This is a genomic window from Planococcus koreensis, assembly GCF_004761975.1.
In the GTDB taxonomy this organism is placed as follows: domain Bacteria; phylum Bacillota; class Bacilli; order Bacillales_A; family Planococcaceae; genus Planococcus; species Planococcus koreensis.
Genome location: NZ_RQII01000014.1, coordinates 66,511 through 87,897 on the forward strand (window position 1 = coordinate 66,511; position 21,387 = coordinate 87,897).

22 protein-coding genes are annotated in these 21,387 nt (G+C 48.4%); 20 read left to right on the forward strand and 2 right to left on the reverse strand.

The genetic code is table 11. From position 1 onward, the window contains the following. The first annotated feature begins 9 nt into the window (after nucleotides 1-9). From aroE to EGV91_RS03200, 11 genes are all read left to right on the forward strand, one after another. The gene (gene aroE, locus EGV91_RS03150) at nucleotides 10-837 is read left to right on the forward strand and encodes a shikimate dehydrogenase (protein ID WP_135500722.1); all 828 of its coding nucleotides are present in this window, start codon (nucleotides 10-12) and stop codon (nucleotides 835-837) included. Continuing rightward, nucleotides 824-1,123, forward strand: coding sequence for a ribosome assembly RNA-binding protein YhbY (gene yhbY, locus EGV91_RS03155; RefSeq protein ID WP_135500723.1), 300 nt, complete (start codon nucleotides 824-826; stop codon nucleotides 1,121-1,123). The genes aroE and yhbY overlap by 14 nt, the downstream gene beginning before the upstream one ends. Further along, nucleotides 1,120-1,722, forward strand: coding sequence for a nicotinate-nucleotide adenylyltransferase (locus tag EGV91_RS03160; protein ID WP_135500724.1), 603 nt, complete (start codon nucleotides 1,120-1,122; stop codon nucleotides 1,720-1,722). The genes yhbY and EGV91_RS03160 overlap by 4 nt, the downstream gene beginning before the upstream one ends. Further along, nucleotides 1,676-2,251, forward strand: a complete 576-nt coding sequence (gene yqeK, locus EGV91_RS03165; RefSeq protein WP_135500725.1) for a bis(5'-nucleosyl)-tetraphosphatase (symmetrical) YqeK — start codon at nucleotides 1,676-1,678, stop codon at nucleotides 2,249-2,251. Before EGV91_RS03160 ends, yqeK begins: the two co-directional genes overlap by 47 nt. Next, nucleotides 2,248-2,586, forward strand: a complete 339-nt coding sequence (gene rsfS / locus EGV91_RS03170) for a ribosome silencing factor (protein ID WP_135500726.1) — start codon at nucleotides 2,248-2,250, stop codon at nucleotides 2,584-2,586. Before yqeK ends, rsfS begins: the two co-directional genes overlap by 4 nt. Beyond that, nucleotides 2,583-3,305, forward strand: coding sequence for a class I SAM-dependent methyltransferase (locus EGV91_RS03175; protein ID WP_135500727.1), 723 nt, complete (start codon nucleotides 2,583-2,585; stop codon nucleotides 3,303-3,305). Before rsfS ends, EGV91_RS03175 begins: the two co-directional genes overlap by 4 nt. A gap of 207 nt (nucleotides 3,306-3,512) precedes the next feature. Beyond that, nucleotides 3,513-4,082, forward strand: coding sequence for a helix-hairpin-helix domain-containing protein (locus EGV91_RS03180; protein ID WP_135500728.1), 570 nt, complete (start codon nucleotides 3,513-3,515; stop codon nucleotides 4,080-4,082). 82 nt (nucleotides 4,083-4,164) lie between these two features. After that, nucleotides 4,165-4,737: a ComE operon protein 2 gene (locus EGV91_RS03185; RefSeq protein ID WP_135500729.1), complete on the forward strand. Its 573-nt coding sequence runs from the start codon at nucleotides 4,165-4,167 to the stop codon at nucleotides 4,735-4,737. A 104-nt stretch (nucleotides 4,738-4,841) separates the two neighbouring features. After that, the gene (locus EGV91_RS03190) at nucleotides 4,842-7,007 is read left to right on the forward strand and encodes a DNA internalization-related competence protein ComEC/Rec2 (RefSeq protein WP_135500730.1); all 2,166 of its coding nucleotides are present in this window, start codon (nucleotides 4,842-4,844) and stop codon (nucleotides 7,005-7,007) included. A 160-nt stretch (nucleotides 7,008-7,167) separates the two neighbouring features. Beyond that, nucleotides 7,168-7,533, forward strand: a complete 366-nt coding sequence (locus EGV91_RS03195; RefSeq protein WP_135500731.1) for a hypothetical protein — start codon at nucleotides 7,168-7,170, stop codon at nucleotides 7,531-7,533. A 295-nt stretch (nucleotides 7,534-7,828) separates the two neighbouring features. Then, nucleotides 7,829-9,235, forward strand: coding sequence for an LVIVD repeat-containing protein (locus tag EGV91_RS03200; RefSeq protein ID WP_158290561.1), 1,407 nt, complete (start codon nucleotides 7,829-7,831; stop codon nucleotides 9,233-9,235). A 51-nt stretch (nucleotides 9,236-9,286) separates the two neighbouring features. Here EGV91_RS03200 and EGV91_RS03205 read toward each other — a convergent pair whose 3' ends face one another. Beyond that, entirely contained in the window at nucleotides 9,287-9,421 is a 135-nt protein-coding gene (locus EGV91_RS03205) for a YqzM family protein (RefSeq protein WP_135500732.1), read from the reverse strand. A gap of 156 nt (nucleotides 9,422-9,577) precedes the next feature. Here EGV91_RS03205 and holA point away from each other — a divergent pair, with 156 nt between their 5' ends. After that, the gene (gene holA, locus EGV91_RS03210; protein WP_135500733.1) at nucleotides 9,578-10,612 is read left to right on the forward strand and encodes a DNA polymerase III subunit delta; all 1,035 of its coding nucleotides are present in this window, start codon (nucleotides 9,578-9,580) and stop codon (nucleotides 10,610-10,612) included. Between the two features lie 51 nt (nucleotides 10,613-10,663). Here the strand turns inward: holA and rpsT are convergent, their stop codons facing one another. After that, on the reverse strand, nucleotides 10,664-10,912 hold the full coding sequence (gene rpsT / locus EGV91_RS03215) for a 30S ribosomal protein S20 (protein ID WP_135500734.1): 249 nt from the start codon (nucleotides 10,910-10,912) through the stop codon (nucleotides 10,664-10,666). A 217-nt stretch (nucleotides 10,913-11,129) separates the two neighbouring features. Between rpsT and lepA the strand changes: the two genes are divergently transcribed. From lepA to EGV91_RS03255, 8 genes are all read left to right on the forward strand, one after another. Beyond that, the gene (gene lepA, locus EGV91_RS03220) at nucleotides 11,130-12,959 is read left to right on the forward strand and encodes a translation elongation factor 4 (RefSeq protein ID WP_135500735.1); all 1,830 of its coding nucleotides are present in this window, start codon (nucleotides 11,130-11,132) and stop codon (nucleotides 12,957-12,959) included. A gap of 639 nt (nucleotides 12,960-13,598) precedes the next feature. After that, the gene (hemW, locus tag EGV91_RS03225; protein ID WP_135500736.1) at nucleotides 13,599-14,741 is read left to right on the forward strand and encodes a radical SAM family heme chaperone HemW; all 1,143 of its coding nucleotides are present in this window, start codon (nucleotides 13,599-13,601) and stop codon (nucleotides 14,739-14,741) included. Between the two features lie 196 nt (nucleotides 14,742-14,937). Then, nucleotides 14,938-15,969, forward strand: coding sequence for a heat-inducible transcriptional repressor HrcA (hrcA, locus tag EGV91_RS03230; RefSeq protein WP_135500737.1), 1,032 nt, complete (start codon nucleotides 14,938-14,940; stop codon nucleotides 15,967-15,969). A 19-nt stretch (nucleotides 15,970-15,988) separates the two neighbouring features. Then, nucleotides 15,989-16,579 carry a nucleotide exchange factor GrpE gene (gene grpE / locus EGV91_RS03235; protein ID WP_135500738.1) on the forward strand — a complete coding sequence of 197 codons (591 nt, stop codon included), beginning with the start codon at nucleotides 15,989-15,991 and terminating at the stop codon, nucleotides 16,577-16,579. 23 nt (nucleotides 16,580-16,602) lie between these two features. Next, on the forward strand, nucleotides 16,603-18,429 hold the full coding sequence (gene dnaK, locus EGV91_RS03240; protein WP_135500739.1) for a molecular chaperone DnaK: 1,827 nt from the start codon (nucleotides 16,603-16,605) through the stop codon (nucleotides 18,427-18,429). A gap of 110 nt (nucleotides 18,430-18,539) precedes the next feature. After that, a complete protein-coding gene (dnaJ, locus tag EGV91_RS03245) occupies nucleotides 18,540-19,652 on the forward strand; it encodes a molecular chaperone DnaJ (RefSeq protein ID WP_135500740.1) in 1,113 nt (370 codons plus the stop codon). A gap of 15 nt (nucleotides 19,653-19,667) precedes the next feature. Continuing rightward, the gene (prmA, locus tag EGV91_RS03250) at nucleotides 19,668-20,609 is read left to right on the forward strand and encodes a 50S ribosomal protein L11 methyltransferase (protein WP_135500741.1); all 942 of its coding nucleotides are present in this window, start codon (nucleotides 19,668-19,670) and stop codon (nucleotides 20,607-20,609) included. A gap of 12 nt (nucleotides 20,610-20,621) precedes the next feature. Then, the gene (locus EGV91_RS03255) at nucleotides 20,622-21,359 is read left to right on the forward strand and encodes a 16S rRNA (uracil(1498)-N(3))-methyltransferase (RefSeq protein WP_135500742.1); all 738 of its coding nucleotides are present in this window, start codon (nucleotides 20,622-20,624) and stop codon (nucleotides 21,357-21,359) included. Nucleotides 21,360-21,387: the final 28 nt, after the last annotated feature.

Sequence of the window (21,387 nt, forward strand, 5' to 3'; positions counted from 1 at the left end):
GGGATTTTGATGAAAAAATGGTATGCGGTCATCGGGGATCCGATTGGACATTCGCTGTCTCCGTTCATGCATGAACAATGGTTTGAAGAGCACAACATCGACGCGGCGTATATTCCGGTCCATACGGAACCATTCGAACTTGAAAAAGTGTTTCATGCTATGAGAACATTGGGCATCAGCGGCTTTAATGTGACGCTGCCCCATAAACAGGCCATTATCCCGCTGCTCGATAATCTCGACGAAACGGCCATTGCCATGAGCGCAGTCAATACGGTCACGTTCAATGGCAAACGGACAACGGGCTGGAACACGGACGGCGACGGCTTTGTGCGTTCGCTGATGGCGAAGCAGCCGGACCTTGAAGGCAAAGTGCTCGTCATTGGTGCGGGAGGGGCGGCTAGAGGAATCGCTTTCGCTTTGAAAAAAGCAGGCTTCGACTCGGTCACCATCACCAACCGCACGTTCCGGCGCGCCGAGGAATTGGCGGAAGCCATGAACGGAAACGCGGTGACGCTGAGGGATGCTGAACTTTCGCTTGCGGAATTCAGCACCATTATCCAGACCACTTCTGTCGGCCTTGCTGAAGATGAAGGGCTGCCTTTGTCGCTTGATCATGCAGCAGCCGGAACGCTTGCTGCAGACATCATTTACAACCCGCTCGAGACGCCTTTTTTGAAAGCGGCTGAAGCAAAAGGATGCCGGACATTGAACGGCATCGGCATGTTCGTCTACCAAGGCGCTATCGCGTTCGAGAAATGGACGGGAGTAAGCCCTGATACAGAAAAAATGATTAGAATTCTTACGGAAAAATTAGGAGGCACTTATGTTAACAGGTAAACAAAAACGATTTTTACGCAGTGAAGCGCATCATTTAGACCCGATTTTCCAAGTCGGAAAAGGCGGCGTCAACGGAGCGATGCTGCGCCAGATTGAAGAAGCATTGGAAGCCCGTGAATTGGTGAAAATCAGCATTCTTCAAAACAACGAAGATGGCAAACATGACGTTGCTAAGCAATTGTCTGAAGGAACGGCGGCAGAATTGGTGCAATTGATCGGCCATACAGTTGTCCTTTACAAGCCATCGGTCAATAATAGACGCATCGAGCTGCCTAGAAAAGGATGAAAAAAGTCGGGATATTGGGCGGAACATTCAATCCTCCACATCTCGGCCACCTGATTATGGCCAACGAAGCTTTTCATTCCATTGGGCTTGATGAAGTTCGCTTTATGCCCAATTTCATCGCACCCCATAAAGAAGTGAGCGGTGCAAACGCTGGCCAGCGACTGGAAATGGCCCGTCTGGCAATTGATGGGCATGCGGGTTTCCGTGTAGAGGATTTTGAAATCCGGCAAGGCGGTGTTTCGTATACGTACGACACCATGCTGAAACTGATGGCTCTCGAACCGGACACCGAATTTTACTTTATCATCGGCGGCGACAGCATTGCCGACCTGTCTTCCTGGCACCGGATTGATGAACTCGCCAGGCTGGTCCGTTTTATCGGCATCAGCCGGCCAGGCTATGAAAATACGACCCCGTACCCAGTGCGGATGATTGATTCGCCGGAAATGCATTTGTCATCGACGATGCTCCGCGACAGAATGGCGCAAGGCAGGACAATTTCATTTCTCGTACCGGAAAAAGTGGAAGCTTTTATTCGAAAGGAGCGGTTATATGGACCAGAGTGCAATGTTGCAGAAGGTGAAGAAACGCCTTCCTGAAAACCGTTATAATCATGTTCTAGGCGTGCTCGGCACAGCAGTGGAATTGGCGAAGCGTTTCAATGTGCCGGAAGAAAAAGCGCAAGTGGCAGCCATTTTGCACGATGTCGCGAAGTTCTCGGATCGGCAATGGATGCAATCAGTGATCATTTCTCAGAAAATGGACCCGCTATTGCTCGATTACCATGCGGAATTATGGCATGCGCCTGTCGGGGCATATGTCGCGAGCTACGAATTCGGCGTGAACGATGAAGATGTTTTGAACGCCATCCGTTACCATACAACAGGGCGGGCAGGCATGTCTGACCTGGAAAAAATCATTTATGTTGCAGACATGGTCGAGCCCAACCGCAAATTCACCGGAGTCGATGAATTGCGACAATTAAAAGAACAAGGATTGGATGTTATGATGGAAGCCTGCATCAAACATTCCATCGAATTTCTTGTATCAAAAAATCAACCGGTTTTTCCGGATTCATTGAAGTGTTACGAATACTTCACGAAACAGAAAGGGAAAGTGAAAGAATGACTAAACAAACTTTACTCCAAATGGCTTATAATGCCGTAGAAGACAAAAAAGCCGAGGATATTGTGGTTTTGAATATGGAAGGCATTTCGCTATTGGCGGATTATTTCCTCATCTGTACAGGGAACTCGGACCGCCAAGTGCAAGCGATTGCCCGTGCTGTGATTGAACAATCCCACGAAGCAGGAAACGAAGTGAAAAGTGTGGAAGGATTTGACTCTGCGCGCTGGATTCTTGTTGATATCGGCGATGTAGTGGTTCACGTATTCCATAAAGACGAGCGTGATTATTACAACCTTGAGCGCCTCTGGAGAGAAGCGCCGACAATGGAAATATGAGGTATGGGAAATTTGCGTCAGTTTATGATGAACTGATGGAAGATATTCCGTACGAAAAGTATGTCGAATGGGTCGGGTCCTCCGTCCAGTCGGGGAAACTCCTCGATCTGGCTTGCGGGACCGGGACCCTTTCGCAACTTTTCAGCGAAGTCGGATTCGATGTGACGGCGAGCGATTTGTCGGAAGACATGCTGGCGATTGCGAGCAATCGCTTCCAAGAAGCAAACTTAGCGATTCCGGTGCTGCAATTGTCGATGGACAATTTAGAAGGCATCGGCGGCTTTGATGCCGTGACGATCGCCATCGATTCGCTTAATTATTTGGAAACGGAAGAAGAAGTCAAGCGGACGTTCGCTGAAGTCCATGCCGCTTTGAATGAAGGCGGACATCTTTTCTTCGACGTCCATTCGCTTTTCAAAATAAACGATATCTATATGGACAGCCCGTTTGTCATGGACGGCGAAAACGTCGCTTATATTTGGCATACGGAAAAGGGCGCCCATGCAAATAGCGTCATCCATGACATCACGTTTTTTATGCGCCACGGAGAAACGTTCGAACGTTTTGAAGAAACGCATGAGCAACAAACGTTTCCGGTAGAAACCTATCAAGCTTGGCTGGAACAGGCTGGTTTCCAAGTGGAATCAATAACGGCCGACTTCACGGGGCAAAGCCCGGATGAAGAAAGCGAACGCATCTTTTTCCACGCAATCAAATAAGCAGCAACAGAACCCGCGGCAAGTCTGCGGGTTTTTTCATGTACTTTTGCAGATCAGCAGCCTAAAAATCGATAGACAGCATCTGGTAATTCGTATACAATTCAGACAGCTTCATTAATTGCCTCCTTGTGAAAGGAGCGCTCACCGCTGAACCTATCCCAGCTTCGCGGAAAATTAGGCTGGCTTGCCATCCCGGCAGCTGCAGCCATGGCTTTGGCCATCTACCTTTTCATCCCCCAGAGCGAGCCGGAACTTGTGCCGGCCCAAACTCTTGAACAAATTCAAGCTGCACCGCCCCAACAGACGGAAACCCCCACCCAGCAGGATGCACTTCCAGAAACCATCATGATCGATATCAAAGGGCAAGTGGCAAGCCCAGGTGTATTTGAACTGCCAGCAGGCGCCCGAGCCCAGGATGCCATAGCGGCGGCGGGCGGCTTTTTGGAAACCGCCGATCCGACGGCCATCAATCTTGCGTTGAAAGTCCAGGATGAAATGGTGTTATATGTACCAGCTATAGGTGAAGAATTGCCCGTTTTAGCCAGTCCGGTACAGACCGGGCCAGCAGCAGGCCCTGCTGGCGGGTTGGTTGACATCAACTCGGCCACCGATGCGGAGTTAATGGAACTGCCGGGCATCGGACCTTCAAAAGCCGCAGCCATCATCACATATCGGACCGAAAACGGCAATTTTGAAAAAATCGAGGATTTGAAGGATGTTACAGGCATTGGCGATAAGTCTTTTGAACAATTGAAAGACGGCATAACGGTCCAATAAGAGGATTTGATCCGGATGGACGGTTGACGAAAATCCACCCTCTGCTAAACTTATTTTATACAGACAAGCAGGAGGCAATTAGATGAAGCGAATAACTTGGGACCAATTTTTCATGGCGCAAAGCCATTTGCTGGCACTTAGAAGCACATGTACACGCCTGGCCGTCGGAGCGACAATCGTCCGTGACCGCCGCATCATGGCGGGGGGCTATAACGGTTCCATTTCCGGCGGCGACCATTGCATCGACCAAGGCTGCTACGTTGTGGACAACCATTGTGTACGCACCATCCATGCGGAAATGAACGCCTTATTGCAATGTGCGAAATATGGCGTCAGCGTCAACGGGGCAGACATGTACGTCAGCCATTTCCCGTGCCTGCAATGCTCGAAATCAATCATCCAGGCAGGCATCTCCCGCTTGTATTATGCGGCCGATTATAAAAATCACTCTTATGCGATTGAATTATTCGAGCAGGCCGGTGTAGAAGTCATACAAGTGATGTTCGATGAACGCAAAATCGATTTCCTGAGCGTCGAAAAAAACAGGCTCTACATGGAAATGCTTGAAAAGCTGCGGGAAAAAGGCAGCACCGAAGAAGAATTGGCCCATTTTACTGAACGGGTGAATGAATTATTCGGAGAAGTGGAAGTGTAAGCGGAAATTTTCTTCTATACAATGCGGCGGCAGCCATCATTGCCACCTATGCAGCCCATGAAACAGCGAAAGAGCTTGTCTTCATCGGGCTGCTTTTTTGTTGGATGTTCTGGAAGCGTGAAGGAGCGAAACTGTTTATTCACATACTGGCAATAACGATCTGTGTCTATATGCTGCAGGAGCAGCGCGTTCCAACTGTCATCACAGCCGCAGCATACAGTGGAGAACTGGATTTTGCGGGCAATTACACGATTGACGGCGATAGCTTGCGCGGCTTTGCGGAACTGGCAAACGGGCAAAAAGTCTATGCCGCTTACCGGTTCAAAGATGCTGAAGAAAAAGCGGAAGCACAAGCGGCGCTGCCGGCTTCAAAACTGGTTGTTGCCGGTGTGTTCGAGGCAGTGGCGGAACCTTCGCACCGGTTCTCGTTCGATATGGCCCGCTACTTGGAAACGAACGGCGCTGCAGCGATGCTGACAATTGAAAAGATTGATGCGTTTAAAGCCCAGCATACGTTTTACGCCAAGATGCTGCAGCAGCGGAAAAAGCTGGGTGCGCATATCAACGCGTCGTTTCCTGCTGAACTCGCCACTGAAGCGGAAGCGTTGCTGATCGGTGAGCAACGGGGGATGGGCATCGAAGAAAGGCAGATTTACCAGACGCTTGGCATCACGCATCTCTTTGCGATATCCGGTCTGCATGTCGCGATTGTTGCAGGGCTCGCTTATTTTTTGCTGGTCCGGCTGCGCGTCCACAAAGAATCCGCGCTGCTCTTGCTGTTGGCCATGCTGCCGCTTTATGCCATCATGGCGGGAGGTGCCCCTTCCGTGCTGCGTGCAGTCTGCATGGTCAGTTTAGTATTGGCAGGCAAGCTCGCTAATATCCGGTTGCCAGCGTCCAGCGTGCTGCTCGGAAGCTTCCTTTTCTTTGTCATCTGGAACCCGTATGCGATCTACAATATCGGTTTTCAATTATCATACGGTGCGGCGTTCGGCATCATCTACTCGCGGCAGCTGTTGGCAAGGTGCCGATCTGCTTTCGAGCAAGGGCTGCTGATTACAGCAATTTCACAAATGACGCTTTACCCTATTTTGCTGTTCCATTTTTACGAAATATCAATTTCGGCTTTTGCCGTCAACAGTCTTTTTGTGCCGCTTTATACCTTGGTCATTCTGCCGGTTAACTTGCTGGCCCTCGGATTGACGCTGGTGTTCCCGCCGGCTGCGAATGCGTTGTTCTTCATATATGCACCTTGCAGAGAATGGATCGGGGACGGAATGGCTTGGCTTGCATCGTGGCCGTACCAGATGTGGAATCCAGGGCGTCCGGCGCCATGGCTGGCAATGGGCCTCCTGGCAAGCGTTTTGCTGTTTTACGGTCTTGCCGAAAAAAGATTCCGTGCGCGGCAGCTATTGATTGTGCTTGTGCCAGCCGCTTTATTTACGGCTATGCCATATCTGGATCCAGCGCTGAAAGTGACTTTCCTGGATGTCGGCCAAGGCGACAGTGCCGTTATCGAGCTGCCCCATAGGCGTGCCGTCTACGTGATCGATACCGGAGGGCTTTTGCGCTTCGGCACGGAAGAATTCCGCCAGAAAGAGCGGCCGTTCGAAATTGGCAGGCAAGTGGTGGTGCCTTACTTAAAAGGAAATGGTATTTCGACAGTCGACCTCCTCGTCCTCAGCCATGCAGATGCGGACCACGCCGAAGGGGCCGACGAATTATTCAAAGCGCTGCAGATCCGCAATCTCCATCTTACACCCGGCTCTCAAACGACGCCGCTCATGCAGGAGTTGGCGAAGGATGCCGGTGAGGCGAAGCTGAGCTATCCCACAAGCGGCAGCGGCTGGACGCAAGGGACAACCCGATTCCGTTATTTGTCTCCAGGGGATGCCGAATACAGCGGCAATGACGATTCGTTGGTGCTGCTTTTGGAAAATAGCGGTTTCCGGGCACTGTTCACCGGGGATTTAGAATTGGCGGGCGAGAAAAAAATTGTTGAGGCGTATAGCGGAGAGTTGGCTGGTTTGACGATCTTAAAAATCGGCCACCACGGCAGCAAAACGTCCAGTGGCCAAGAATTTCTGGAAGCGGCAATGCCGAAGCTGTCGATTTTCTCCACTGGCAAAGACAATCGGTATGGGCATCCGAACCCCGACGTGGTGGGGCGTTTTCAAAAATTGAACCTGCCGGTGTTGAACACAGCGGAAAGCGGCACAATTGAAGTGGAAGTTGTGGACGGTGAGGTGGAACTCCGGAAAATGCGTTAAAAATAGATAGTTGAAATACGTGAATAGCAAAGAGGCGGTGCGGCAGAAAATTTACCGACTGTCTTTTTTTTATTAGCCTCCAAAAACGGTATTCCATATTTTGGGGATAGATGTATACTGAATGTATTGAGGTTTGATCTTGTAAAGGATGGATGCGGAAATGGCGGAATTACTTTTAGCGGTGTTGTACCAAGCAGCGGTTGCAATCGGAAGGCTTCTGGGTTTCTTCGTTTCAGAACTGGCAGCGAGTAAGATAAGCAATGCAATCGAAGACTTTTTTACAAACGACACGAAATTAGAGAAGAATGTAAAATTATTGGCTGAAGAAAAGTGGTTCATTGAATTAGCCGACGATTTCCGCTATAGCCATATTATTTGGCATAATAATCGGGTGGGACGCTATTTGAAAGAGGATTCCAATATCCCTTTGTTGAAAAAGCATGAAGAAGAACAACGGAAATTCATCGAAATGGTGAAGCAGGAGCACAAAAAGTTTGCAGGCATGCCATCCAAAGATTCAAGATAGCTGATCCGGTATAACCCAGGTTCCAAAAAAATTTATGAACGTTAATTTTAGAATGAAGCTCTGCAAAAGAACTATCTCCTACGCATAATCGGAGATAGTTCTTTTTTCTTAAAAGCCTTTTTAATAAAAAATTTCGGCTTATTTTCTGTGTCATTTGAAATGAAGGAGGATGTGCCAAATAGATTATTTTTTAAATATTTAAATAATTAGACTTTCAAAGTATTGCTATTATCGTTTTCTTCCTAATATACTATATTTGGTAAATATAAAATAATATACATTAGGAGGAAAAATATTGAGCATTAAAAAACCGTTTTTGAATGTTTCTTTAGCTGCACTTCTTGTATTGTCGGCAGCACCAGGGGTTCTTGCCCACGATGCGTTGGATGGCAGTGATTTGTCGAAGGGGGAACGCAGTGTTTTCTCCAATGAAGAATTGATTAATTTAAGCGATTCAAGCATCAATGGCTCTAAAAATCTTTCGTTCCTGAAAGAAGGAGCAGCCGCTCAACTCAAGGAACTGAATGGCGTGCAGAACAATACAGCCGATGTCTATGCCCATAAAGGCTATGCCTATCTCGGAACTCATACGGCCAATGGAGGAAACGGCGGCGTCCGGGTATTCGATTTGAAAGATCCTGCCAATCCAAAAGAAGTGGCTGTGTTCGGCCATGATGATGTACCAGGGTCTTGGCAGGAAAAAGTCATCGTCAAGAGCATCGATACCCCAGATTTCAAAGGGGATTTGGCAGTAGTCAGCGTGCAGCAGCTCAATCGGAATAATCCTGAAACGTCAGGCGGATTCTTGCTGTACGACGTAACCGACCCTGCGAATCCGGAAAAACTCGGCTATTGGGAAACGTATGCATCCACTCGTGGCACACATGAACTTTACCTGACAATGCAAGGTGATCGTGCATTGGTATTTGCGTCGAATCCATATGCAGATTTCTATAGTGGCGGAGAACAAAAAGATTTCCAGATTGTCGACGTTTCGAATCCGGCAGAGCCGGAAACATTGTGGCAGTTTGATCCGCGTTCATTACCGGAAGTGCCGGATTCGTTCAACGGCTATAATTGGAACGCTCCGGACGGCAAATCAAGAGCCGTCTTCAACCACAGTGTCATCACGGACCATAACGCGCAATTCGCTTATGTTTCCATGTGGGACCTGGGAACGGTCATCTTTGACATCAAAGATCCCGAAAACCCGGTATTTGTCGGACGCACGGATTTCTCTTCTGAACAGCAAGGGGCGGCACATTCTGCAGCACTGGCTAAAGGCGGCAATGTGCTGATCGAAACGCGTGAAGTGTCCAGTCCGGTACGCCCGGGTTATGAAAAATCGTACGGCTATACGCGCATCTTCGATATTAAAGACAAAGCGAATCCAAAGCTATTGAGCGAATTTAAAACAGACTTGACTGAGAAAGTGGAAGACGGGCCGACATTCGCCAATACCGTCCACGATCCAAAAGTCCACGGCAACACATTGTACTTGAGCCATTATGCCGGCGGCGTCTATGCAGTCGACATTACGGACCCGAGCAAGCCTGAACAGATTGGCCAATACACGCCGGACCAAGCCGATGTATGGGGTGTATTCGTGGACCGCAATTACGTACTGGCATCGGATATGGGCCAAGGCTTGAAAGTCTTGCTGAAAAACAATGCTCCTCAAAAAGAGCAGGAAACAAAATAAGATTCCATAAAATAAAAAGGCCTCCGCAGATGCGGAGACCTTTTTTTCTATTCATCGAGCTACAAATTGTACGACAGCCGCAGTGATAAAGATAAGTGCAAAGAAACCGAATGAAACAACAAACCCCATTCCAGCGTCTATTGCGTCGTTGCGCTTCGACTGTACATTCTGTTCAAATTCATTCATTGCTACCCCTCCTAATTCCCTCTAATTATAAGTGAAGCGTGTGGAAAAATCTAGATTGAAGTTAAACTAATTAGCCCAAAAACCTTGCCGACACAAAAATGTCAAATTACCACGCGGCGCTAAAATCCTTTATAGTAGAAGGAGGGGGTGCAATCCATGATCACTTCAGTATGGAAAGCCATCCGCAGCGGACAGATCGATCCTGTTTATGTCATTGCGGGGACAGAAAGTTATTTCATTGAAAAAACCTTGAATTTATTGAAAGAAAAATTGACCGACGGCGAACCGGAGTTCATCAATTTCGACTTGGATGAAGTGCCGGTTGACCACGTCATAGATGAAGCGGACACGATTCCGTTCTTCAGCGACCGGAAATTGATCATCGCTCGCAATGCATCGTTTTTGCGGGCAGCTGAACGCGGCAAAGAAAAAATCGACCATAACTTGAAGATGTTGGAGACGTGGCTTGAAAATCCGCCATCCAGCTCCGTGACGATTTTCGTTGCGCCTTATGAGAAATTGGATGAACGCAAAAAAGTCACCAAGCTCATGAAGCAGCATGCGGTGATGATCGAAGCGAAACCGCTTCAGGCGAACGATCTTGAAGTGTGGGTTGAGCACGAAGCCAAAAGCTACGGCAAAGCGATTTCGAAACGTTCGGCGCAGCGGCTCATCGAAATGGCGGGCACGAATTTGACGCTGCTGTCGTCAGAGATTGAAAAGATGGCATTGTATCTCGGGTCAGAAGAAGAAATCACGATCGAATTGATCGAACGGATGACTGCCCGGACGCTGGAACAGGACGCTTTCAAGATGCTGCAAGCCTATTTGGATGGCAATATCTCTGAAGCGCTAAGCGTCTACTACGATTTGATCCGGCAGAAAGAAGAGCCGGTTGCGCTGACGGCGTTGCTTGCGTCGCAGATCCGCTTCATGGTCCACGTGTTTTACCTGCAGAAAAAAGGCTACCATGCTCAAGCCATTTCCAAGCAGCTGAAAGCCCATCCTTATCGGGTCAAGCTCTTGGTTGAAAAGCGCCAGCAGATTCCGGAGCAGCGCTTGCTGGAAGTGCTCAACGATTTGGCTGAAATCGATTTGCAGCTGAAGACGCAAAGCGGCAACCGCGAACGCATTCTGGAATTTTTCCTGATGAAGCGCAAACAGCCGCGCAGCAAAGCCCAGCTTTCATAAAAAAAGACCAAGTAAAAAGACCGATTCCCAAGGGAAACGGTCTTTCGTTTTTTACGCTTGTTTCATCAAGCGAGATTTTCTACGAGCTGCAGTGTTTTTGTGGATAAGACCTTTAGAAGCTGCTTTTTCCACCTGTTTGATAGCCGCTTTGATAGAGTCGCTAGCGTTATCATCCTTGTTAAGAAGAGCTTGCTCAGCTTTTTTAACAGTAGAACGCATAGTTGATCTCTGGTGAGCATTTTGAGCGTTTTTCGTTTCATTCGTGCGAACACGTTTGATAGCAGATTTAATGTTTGGCATGTATTTCACCTCCTAGACAAATAGGAACAGAGACGCGAAGGCCTCTTGTCTTTTATGTCTCTATACAACATGAATTATTTTATCAAATCGCGGAACGGATTGCATAGATACGTGCAAAGAAGTTTGCCTTGACACTAAAATGATTTCAACAGGCTTTCATTGCTCAATAGTTGCTCTACTGCTATAATTCAAAGTAGTTTATATAGGAGTGAAGAGAATGAATCATGAGGAACGAGTAGCACGCCAAAGCAAAATCCGTAACTTCTCCATTATCGCACACATCGACCATGGAAAGTCTACATTAGCAGACCGCATATTGGAAAAAACGGAAGCTCTGACTTCCCGTGAGATGAAAGCGCAATCCTTGGACTCCATGGATTTGGAGCGCGAACGCGGCATTACGATCAAATTGAATGCTGTACAGCTGCATTATAAAGCGAAAGACGGAGAAACATACATCATGCACTTGATCGACACTCCGGGACATGTCGATTTCACATACGAAGTTTCACGGAGCCTCGCAGCTTGTGAAGGCGCAGTTCTTGTCGTTGATGCGGCGCAAGGCATCGAAGCCCAAACGCTGGCCAACGTCTATTTGGCACTGGACAACGAGCTCGAAATTCTGCCAGTCATCAATAAAATCGATTTGCCGGCCGCTGATCCTGAGCGCGTCCGCCAAGAAATCGAAGAAGTGATCGGCCTTGATGCTTCAGAAGCGGTTCTCGCATCAGCAAAAGCAGGCATCGGCATTGAAGATATTCTGGAACAGATTGTGGAAAAAGTTCCTGCCCCGACCGGCGACCCTAGCGCACCGCTAAAAGCGTTGATTTTTGATTCGCTTTACGACCCTTACCGCGGCGTTATCGCGTATATCCGTATTGTAGAAGGTACAGTCAAACCGGGAGACCGCATCAAAATGATGGCTTCAGGCAAAGAGTTCGATGTCATCGAAACAGGCGTCTTTACACCGCACGCCTTATTATTGGAAGAATTGACAGTCGGCGATGTTGGATTTATCTCAGCCGGCATCAAAAATGTCGGCGATTCGACAGTCGGCGACACCATCACACTGGCGAAAAACCCGGCGACCGATGCGCTGCCTGGCTACCGCCGTTTAAACCCGATGGTGTATTGCGGATTGTATCCAATCGATACGTCCAAATACAACGATTTGCGCGATGCACTAGAAAAACTGGAATTGAACGATGCTGCGCTGCAATTCGAGCCGGAATCGTCACAAGCGCTTGGCTTCGGCTACCGCTGTGGATTCCTGGGCCTATTGCACATGGAAATCATCCAAGAGCGCATCGAGCGCGAATTCAATATCGATTTGATCACCACTGCACCGAGTGTTATCTATGATGTCCACATGACGGATGGGGAAATCTTGAAAATAGACAACCCTGCCATGATGCCAGATGCACAGAAAATCGCAGTGGTTGAAGAGCCATACGTAAAAGCGACGGTCATGGTGCCGAATGATTACGTCGGTGCCGTTATGGAAATCTGCCAGAAAAAACGCGGCAACTTCCTGACAATGGACTATATCGACGCAACACGCGTCAGCATCGTCTACGAATTGCCGCTTGCCGAAATCGTCTATGATTTCTTCGATCAATTGAAGTCCGGTACAAAAGGCTATGCTTCATTCGATTACGAGCTCATTGGCTATAAAGAGTCGAAATTGGTGAAAATGGACATCCTGTTGAACGCTGAACAAGTCGATGCACTCAGCTTTATCGTCCACCGCGACTTCGCATACGAACGCGGCAAAGTCATTGTCGACAAACTAAAAACATTGATTCCGCGCCAGCAATTCGAAGTGCCGATCCAAGCAGCGATCGGCCAGAAAATCGTTGCCCGCCAAACCATCAGCGCCATGCGCAAAAACGTACTCGCTAAATGCTACGGCGGCGATATCTCTCGTAAACGCAAACTTCTTGATAAGCAAAAAGAAGGTAAAAAGCGCATGAAGCAAGTCGGTTCAGTAGAAGTACCACAAGAAGCATTCATGGCCATCCTGAAAATGGACGACCAATCAAAATAAATCGCGAGAAGGAGGCCGATTTTGTGCCTCCTTTTGCTATTGTGTTTAAACTAAAGAAGAATGGATTACTATATCGCTTCGGTCGCTCAGGGTAGGGCAAAGACGATTGCTCCTGCGCAAGCTCGTCGCAAAGGAGTTGCCGAAAGTGCCCGGCACCACCTTGGCTCTTGCTATGAGACGGGAAAAGCACCCGTCTCACAGCTAAGAAACCTTCTGCTTCTGTCCCTGCATCGCTTCGCTAGCTTCGGGACATGAAAAACCGTTGCATCGCTGCGCTAGCTTCGAAGCAAAGGAAATGGACCAAATTTTATTTGACCATTTCCTTGCCTAGCCCTTTGACGCCCCTCCGCTGGATAAGCTCTCTAAAATTTAGAGAACTAAAGTAATTCATTTCTTTAAAAAAAGATATGGAGCAAAAAATGCCGAGACGCCTGCAAAAGCACTCTGCTCCTGTCTCTGCAACGCTGCGCTAGCTTCGAGACAAAAAGTACATTGCAGCGCTATGCGCTTCGTCGCAAAGACATGGGTCTCGCTGGCTTCGGCCCATGTCTTGCCCGCAGCAAGCGAGGCGTTTTTTGCGGAATATCTAAAGAAATATCATAAATATCTAACTCAACTTATTTAGAAAGAAGGGATGACATGGTAAAAGGATTGTATATCCATATCCCATTCTGCCATCAGATTTGCCATTACTGTGATTTCAATAAGGTGTTCTTCAAAGACCAGCCCGTGGATGCGTACATCGATTCGGTTGGCAAAGAGCTGGCGCTGTGGAAGCAGGAAGGTGCGCTCGATCAGCCGCTTGAGACGATTTTCCTTGGAGGAGGTACGCCGACTTCACTGACACCGGACCAGCTGCGTAAATTATTGGCGTACGTCCATGAATATGTGCCGATGGCGGAAAATCTGGAATGGACGTCGGAAGCCAATCCGGATGAATTGACGCGCGAGAAGATGCAGGTCTTGTTCGATGGCGGCGTCAACCGCTTGAGCATGGGCGTCCAGTCGTTTGATGCTGACTTGTTGAAGCGGCTCGGCCGCACACATAGCAATAACGATGTCCACAACGCTGTAAAGGCGGCACGCGAAGTGGGCTTTACGAATATTTCATTCGACTTGATGTACGGTCTTCCTGGCCAGACGATGGAAGAATGGGAAGATACGCTGCGCCAGGCATTTGAATTCGACTTGCCGCATTTCTCAGCGTATTCGCTGATCATCGAACCGAAAACGGTTTTCTATAACTTGATGACGAAAGGCAAGCTCAACACGGTGACAGAAGATTTGGAAGCCGATATGTACAATAAGCTGATGAATGAAATGGAAGCGCGTGGTTTGATGCAATACGAGATTTCGAATTTTGCCCGCCCTGGATTTCATTCCAGGCATAATTTGCTTTACTGGGACAACGCCGAATACATCGGAGTCGGTGCAGGAGCCCATGGCTATGTAAACGGCATTCGCTATTCAAACGCCGGCCCGCTGAAAAAATACATGGCGCCGCTCGACGAAGGGCAGCGCCCGGTGTTGAATACGCATGAAGTGCCGGTCCATGAAAAGATGGAAGAGGAAATGTTCCTCGGCCTGCGCAAGACGGATGGCGTATCGACCGAACGCTTCCACGAGAAATTCGGCCAGCCGCTCGAAGCGGTCTACGGTGGAATCTTGGAGAAAGAAATCGCGAAAGGCAATCTGACTGCTGAAGGCGGCAGCTTGAAGTTGACGCGCCAAGGAAGATTTGTCGGCAACGAAGTGTTCGAGCAATTTCTATTAGGGGAATAAATACGCTGCACGCTAAATATGAAAGAGGATAGGCCCGCTAATAGGGTCTATCCTTTTTTATTTGGCACAGTCTTTCCGCATTGCCGAATAAAAATACGAAAAAGAGACCTCATCCGTTGACAAGGTTTCTGGAATTTGTTAATTTTAATATAGTCTTAGCACTCGAACCTATAGAGTGCTAACAGAGGTGATGATCATGTTAACAGAACGGCAGTTGCTCATATTGAAAGTAACAGTTGATGATTATATTGAGTCAGCTCAGCCGGTAGGATCGAACCAACTATCAAAAAAATCCGAACTTCCATTCAGCCCGGCAACCATCCGCAATGCGATGGCCGACTTGGAAAAGATGGGCTTTCTTGAAAAGACCCATACTTCTTCTGGGCGCATCCCGTCTCAAAAGGGGTATCGCTATTATGTCGACCATTTGCTGACGCCGCGTCCGTTGCCGAAGCAGGATATCCTGCAGCTGCAGTCGATTTTCGATGATAAAATTGCTGAAACGGAAGAAGTTATCAAGCGTTCAGCGATGATTTTATCGGAATTGACCAATTACACGGCGATTCTGCTCGGCCCCGACGTCCGGAAGCATACGGTGAAAAGGCTGTCGATTGTGCCGCTTGGCGCAGACAGCGCTGTGGCGATTATCGTCACTGATTCGGGCCATGTTGAAAATCGGGTATTCCCGATCCCTCCTGGCCTTGATCCGTCTGACATCGAGAAGATGGTGAACATCTTGAACGAGCGGCTGGCAGGTGTTTCGTTGAACGACTTGCACATGCGGCTCGAACAGGAAACCTTGTCGATATTCAGGCAGCATATCAACCGCTATGCCGAACTTTTTACAACTTTCCGGCAAGCGGTCGTGTTGCCGCATGAAGACAATGTCTATTATGCGGGCAAGCTGAATATCCTGAAACAGCCGGATTTCCATGACATCCATAAAATCAGAAGCTTGATGGATGTTATGGAAGAATCGAAGCACATTCCGATGATCATGCCAGCCGGCAGCCTCGGACTCCAGATTCGCATTGGCTCGGAAAACACCTTGTCTGCGATGGAAGATTGCAGCGTGATTACCGTCGCTTATGCGATCGGGGAGGAACAGACAGGTTCGATCGCGATAGTAGGGCCGAAGCGCATGGATTACAAACGAGTCGTGACGCTTCTGGATACGCTGAGCGGCGACTTGTCTAAAGAACTGACCCGGTTATTGCGGGGCAAGTGAACAAAAGGAGGAACTGGATTTGGCTAAGAAAAAACAAGCTCCAAAAACCGAAGAAACGATTACAGAAGACGTATTGCAGGAAGAATCGGTTGCGGCCGGCGAAACAATCGCGGAGCCAGCCGATGCAGAGGCGCCTGAAGCGGCTGCCGAAGAACCAGCAGTGGATGAAACAGAAAAACTGCGCGAAGAACTGGAAGCAGAACGCAATAAATACCTGCGCCTGATGGCGGATTTCGATAATTACAAGCGCCGGGCGGTCAAAGACCGGCAGGAAGCGGAAAAATTCCGTGCCCAGTCGGTGCTGGTGGATCTTCTTCCGGTCCTTGATAATTTCGAACGTGCCCTAGCAATGGGGACGGGGAGCGAAGAATCGTCTTCTTTATTAAAAGGAGTCGAAATGGTCCAGAAATCATTGCTTGAAGCGGTCAAACGCGAAGGGCTTGAAGAAATCAAATCGGTCGGGGAAGCATTCGATCCGAATATCCATCAAGCTGTCATGCAGGAAAAAGATGATTCGGCTGAAGCGGGTTCTGTCTTAATGGAACTCCAAAAAGGGTATACACTCAAAGGCAGAGTGCTTCGTCCGGCAATGGTAAAAGTAAACGAATAAAAACAGTAATGGAGGAATTTTAAATGAGCAAAATTATCGGTATTGACTTAGGTACAACTAACTCAGCAGTCGCAGTATTAGAAGGCGGCGAACCAAAGATCATTCCAAATCCAGAAGGCAACCGCACAACTCCTTCTGTTGTCGCATTCAAAAATGGCGAGCGCCAAGTCGGTGAAGTAGCAAAACGCCAATCCATCACGAACCCGAACACAATCCAGTCAGTCAAGCGCCTAATGGGCACACAAGAAAAAGTGACTGCTGAAGGCAAAGAATATTCGCCACAGGAAGTTTCTGCAATGATCCTTCAATACTTGAAAGGCTACGCAGAAGAATACCTTGGAGAAAAAGTGACAAGAGCGGTTATCACTGTTCCTGCTTACTTCAATGATGCAGAGCGCCAAGCGACAAAAGACGCTGGCCGTATTGCCGGACTTGAAGTAGAGCGCATCATCAACGAGCCGACTGCAGCAGCACTTGCATACGGCCTCGATAAAATGGACAAAGACGAAACTGTCTTGGTTTATGACCTTGGCGGCGGTACGTTCGACGTATCGATCCTTGAACTGGGCGACGGCGTTTTCGAAGTTAAATCAACTGCCGGCGACAACCGTCTGGGCGGAGATGATTTCGATAAATTGATCATCGATTATTTGGTGCAGGAATTCAAAAAAGAGAACGGCATCGACCTTTCTAAAGACAAAATGGCGACTCAACGCTTGAAAGATGCAGCTGAGAAAGCGAAAAAAGACCTTTCAGGTGTTTCTTCCACTCAGATTTCATTGCCATTCATCACGGCTGGCGAAGCTGGACCGTTGCACTTGGAAGTGACAATGTCACGCGCGAAATTCGACGAATTGACGCATGCATTGGTTGAACGCACGATGGGGCCAACTCGCCAAGCATTGAAAGATGCCGGCATTTCAGCTTCAGATTTGGACCGCGTCATTTTGGTCGGCGGATCTACACGTATTCCGGCAGTACAGGAATCCGTTAAGAAATTGACTGGGAAAGAGCCGCATAAAGGCGTTAACCCGGATGAAGTAGTTGCAATGGGAGCAGCAATCCAAGGCGGCGTCTTGAGCGGCGACGTGAAAGATGTTGTATTGCTTGATGTTACACCGTTGTCACTCGGCATCGAAACTATGGGCGGCGTGTTCACGAAATTGATCGAGCGCAACACGACGATCCCGACTTCTAAATCGCAGACATTCTCAACTGCAGCTGACAACCAGCCGGCTGTTGATATCCATGTATTGCAAGGTGAGCGCCCAATGGCCGCAGCCAACAAAACACTTGGCCGTTTCCAATTGGCTGATATTCCACCAGCACAGCGCGGTGTACCGCAAATCGAAGTTACTTTCGACATCGATAAAAACGGTATTGTCAGCGTAAAAGCGAAAGACCTTGGTACACAAAAAGAGCAGACGATCACAATCCAATCGAACACTTCACTTACAGATGAAGAAATCGACCGCATGATCAAAGAAGCAGAAGAAAACGCGGATGCAGATGCGAAAGTGAAAGAAGAAGTTGAACTTCGCAACGAAGCAGACCAAGCCGTTTTCCAAACGGACAAAACGATCGCGGATCTTGGCGAAGTGGTAACTGAAGAAGAGAAAAAACAAGCTGAAGATGCACGCGACGAATTGAAGTCGGCGCTTGAAGGCGACAGCATCGATACAATCCGCGAGAAGAAAGATAAATTGCAGGAAATTCTGCAAGGCCTTTCGATGAAAGCATACGAGCAGGCTGCACAAGCACAGCAAGCTGCCGGTGAACAAGGCGGCGCACCAGAAAACGACGATATCGTTGACGCAGACTTTGAAGAAGTAAACGACGACAAAAAATAAAAACATGAAAAAGTCAAAGCAAAGCAAGCTGCTTTGGCTTTTTCAATGTCTTTGCAACCGCAATTAGAACCGTGTACAATAACAGTTGATTGCAAGAGGGAGAGTGACGTATGAACAAGCGAGATTATTACGAGGTGCTTGGGGTATCCAAGACAGCTTCTAAAGAAGAAATAAAAAAAGCGTACCGGAAATTGTCGAAGCAATTCCACCCGGATATCAATAAAGAAGCGGACGCTTCTGAAAAATTCCAGGAAGTGAAAGAAGCATACGAAATGCTGAGCGACGACCAGAAACGTGCGCAATATGACCAATTCGGCCATCAGGATCCAAACCAAGGATTTGGCGGCGGCGGTGCTGACGGTTTCGGATTCGAAGATATTTTCAGCACGTTTTTCGGCGGCGGCACAAGACGCCGCGACCCGAATGCACCAAGAAAAGGCGACGATCTCCAGTATTCGATGACAATCGAATTCATGGACGCCGTATTCGGAAAAGAAACGGAAATTGAATTGCCGAAAGACGAAACATGCGGAACCTGCCACGGCTCAGGCGCAAAACCAGGCACGAAGCCGAAAACTTGTCCGTATTGCGAAGGTTCCGGCCAATTGAATGTTGCACAGGATACGCCGTTCGGCCGCATGGTCAACCGACGTGCTTGCCATCATTGCCAAGGGTCAGGCCAAATCATCGAGGAGAAATGCACGACTTGCCGCGGTGAAGGGACAGTCCGCAAAACGAAAAAAATCAAAGTCACCATTCCTGCAGGCGTGGACGATGGCCAGCAATTGCGCGTATCGGGCCAAGGCGGCGCCGGCGTCAATGGAGGACCAGCTGGAGATCTCTATGTCGTATTCCGCGTCAAACCGCATAAGGAATTCGAACGTGAAGGCGACGACATCTATTTGGATCTGCCGATCACATTTGCACAGGCAGCACTTGGAGACGAAATTGAAGTGCCGACTGTTTCGGGCAAAGTGAAGCTTAAAATTCCTGCCGGCACTCAAAGCGGCGCACGTTTCCGCTTGAAAGGCAAAGGCGTCAAAAATGTACACGGCTATGGCACTGGAGACCAGCACATTGTCATCCGCGTCAAAACACCGACGAAACTCAACGAGCGCCAAAAACAATTGCTTCGAGAGTTTGCTGAAATCAGCGGTGACATTCCGGAAGAGCAAGGCAGTTCGCTTTTCGATAAAATCAAACGCACCATAAAAGGTGAATAAAGGAGCCAGTCCTACATGAAATGGTCAGAACTAGCAATCCATACGACAAATGAAGCCGTTGAACCCGTTTCCAATATTTTGCACGAAGCGGGTGCGAGCGGCGTCGTCATCGAAGATGCGGAGGATTTGACGAAAGAGCGCGAATACAAATTCGGCGAAATCTATTCGCTGAATCCGGATGATTTCCCGAAAGAAGGCGTCATCCTGAAAGCGTATCTGCCCGTCAACAGCTTTTTGGGAGAAACGGTTGAGGCCATTAAATTGGCGATCAATAACCTGGTTTCGTATGACATCAATATCGGAGCCAATGTTGTGACGATCAGTGAAGTGAACGAAGAGGAATGGGCAACTGCATGGAAAAAATATTACCATCCGGTCAAAATTTCCCAACGCTTTACAATCGTCCCGACATGGGAAACCTATGAACCGGTTTCAAGCGATGAATTGATCATTGAACTGGATCCGGGAATGGCGTTTGGCACCGGCACACATCCGACGACGGTCATGAGCCTGCAGGCGCTTGAAAAGACAGTGAAGCCTGGGCAGCGCGTCATTGACGTCGGCACGGGCTCAGGTGTCTTGGCGATTGGCGCGGCATTGCTCGGCGCTTCCCATGTGCATGCATTGGATTTGGACGATATTGCCGTCACTGCTGCAAAAATCAACGTCAAACTCAATAAGGTCCAGGACCGCACAACGGTCGTTCAAGGCAATTTGCTGGATACGATCAAAGAGCCTGGAGATGTCGTTGTTGCCAATATTTTGGCCGAAATCATCATTTCCTTCACTGATGATGCGTTTCAAGTGGTAAAACCAGGCGGCCATTACATCACTTCCGGCATCATTTCCGCTAAAAAGAATGATGTGAAAGAAGCGCTTGAAGCATCTGGCTTTGTCGTTGAAGACATCATGATGATGGAAGACTGGGTAACGATTATTTCAAAAAAACCGGAATAACGGGGTGCGGAAATGCAGAGATATTTCATAGAAGGCAAATTTCCCGATAACCGAATAATAACCATAACTGGCGATGATGCGAAGCACATCGCCAAAGTTATGCGCCAAAGCATCGGGGATCAATTTATCGCAGTCATTGAAGAAACAGCTTTTCTTGCAACGATCCAGGCGGCAGATTTTGATATTGAAGCAAAAGTCGGTTCGGCAATCGAAACGGAAGTGGAAATGCCGAAACGGGTGGCGATTGCTTGTGGATTGCCGAAAGGCGACAAACTTGATTTGATTGTCCAAAAAGCGACAGAACTCGGCATGTACGAAATGATTCCGTTTGCGGCAGAGCGGTCCATCGTCAAATGGGATGCGGGAAAAAGCGAAAAGAAACGCAGCCGGCTCGAGAAGATTGCCAAAGAAGCGGCAGAACAATCTCACCGGACGCACATCCCGCAGATACATAACGTCCATAGCTTCAAGCAGTTGGTGGAGAAGGCTGCGGACTTTGACGCTGTCATCGTCGCTTATGAAGAAGAGGCGCGAGAAGGCGCTAGAACGCGGTTTGCTGAAATTTTAAAATCAATGTATGATAAAAGTTCATTCCTATTGATATTCGGTCCGGAAGGCGGAATTTCAGAAAATGAAGTGGTGGCCTTGAAACAAAATGGTGCGATCTTCACTTCTCTTGGGCCGCGCATCTTGCGAACCGAAACGGCTCCTTTATATGCATTGGCTGCAATGTCTTATGAATTTGAGTGATTGAATGACAACTAATTCGAAAAACAGA